Source organism: Pedobacter namyangjuensis (assembly GCF_003313325.1).
Lineage (GTDB): Bacteria > Bacteroidota > Bacteroidia > Sphingobacteriales > Sphingobacteriaceae > Pedobacter > Pedobacter namyangjuensis.
Genome location: NZ_QMHQ01000026.1, coordinates 1 through 1,010, shown reverse-complemented (window position 1 = coordinate 1,010; position 1,010 = coordinate 1). Strand labels below are relative to the sequence as shown.

General features: G+C 37.1%; 3 protein-coding genes. 1 reads left to right on the top strand and 2 read right to left on the bottom strand.

Features of this window, described 5'->3' with window-relative positions; translation table 11 throughout:
• Positions 1-342, top strand: a 342-nt coding sequence (locus DUT69_RS19090) for a LytR/AlgR family response regulator transcription factor (RefSeq protein ID WP_162796368.1), incomplete at its 5' end; no start/stop codon positions are given.
• A 4-nt stretch (positions 343-346) separates the two neighbouring features.
• Here the strand turns inward: DUT69_RS19090 and DUT69_RS19085 are convergent.
• A complete protein-coding gene (locus DUT69_RS19085) occupies positions 347-769 on the bottom strand; it encodes a secondary thiamine-phosphate synthase enzyme YjbQ (RefSeq protein WP_113637798.1) in 423 nt (140 codons plus the stop codon).
• A 9-nt stretch (positions 770-778) separates the two neighbouring features.
• On the bottom strand, positions 779-1,010 hold a 232-nt coding region (locus tag DUT69_RS19080; protein ID WP_162796367.1), incomplete at its 5' end, for a hypothetical protein.

Genomic DNA, 1,010 nt, shown 5'->3' with positions numbered 1-1,010 from the left:
TTTCCAGAAAGTAGTTACCATAATGATGTCAATAAATTTTTGTACTTAAAAGTTGATAGAAAAACGGTAAAAGTTAATGTTAAAGATATTTATTGGATAGAGAGCATTAGAGATTATGTGAAAGTGGTTTTATTAGATAAAGTGCTCATCAGTAAACAGAAAATTTCAATTTTGGAAGAATTGTTGCCCGAAGATCAATTTTGTAGGATACACAAGTCTTTTATTGTAGCCACAAACAAGGTAGAAAGCTATTATGCCCATGCCGTTGAAGTTTTGGGAAAAGAGTTGCCTATAGGAAGAAATTACAAACAGCAGGCGCTTAAATGTTTGCAACTGGTATAGCACATTAACTTCCCCAAGCGCTTATCACTACCCGTCTGCTGCCGCCATGGTTGCGATGCTCACAAAGGTAAATCCCTTGCCAAGTACCTAAATTTAATTTGCCATTAGTTATCGGGATCAAAACCGAAGCTCCCATTAAGGATGATTTAATGTGTGCCGGCATGTCATCATCACCTTCATAGTCATGTTGGTAATCGGGATCTCTTTCTGGAACGGCTTTGTTCATCCAAGTTTCAAAATCTAGGCGTACCGTTGGGTCAGCATTTTCATTAATGGTTAGCGAAGCCGAAGTATGTTGGATAAAAACTTGTAGCATTCCTACATTAATGTTTTTAACTTCCGGAATTGATTGGAGTACCTCCTCGGTAACCAAGTGAAAACCGCGGCTGCGGGCTCGAAGTGATATTTGTCGTTGAAAAAAATGCATATTTTTATTTTAGTGCATACAACCTACATACAGTTTTGTGTTCATCTTAAACGCATTAGCACTGCATTTTTTTGCTGCACTTAAGGCACTATCTGCTAATTTCGCATCATCAAAAATTCCACTGATAATCGCTAATGTCTTTGGTTTGGCATCCTTTTTATATTGGTTTAAATACTCAATGCTTAGTGTAGAGGAAACAATTCTTCTGGGGAAATATTCACCTGCATATATTTCATCGCTA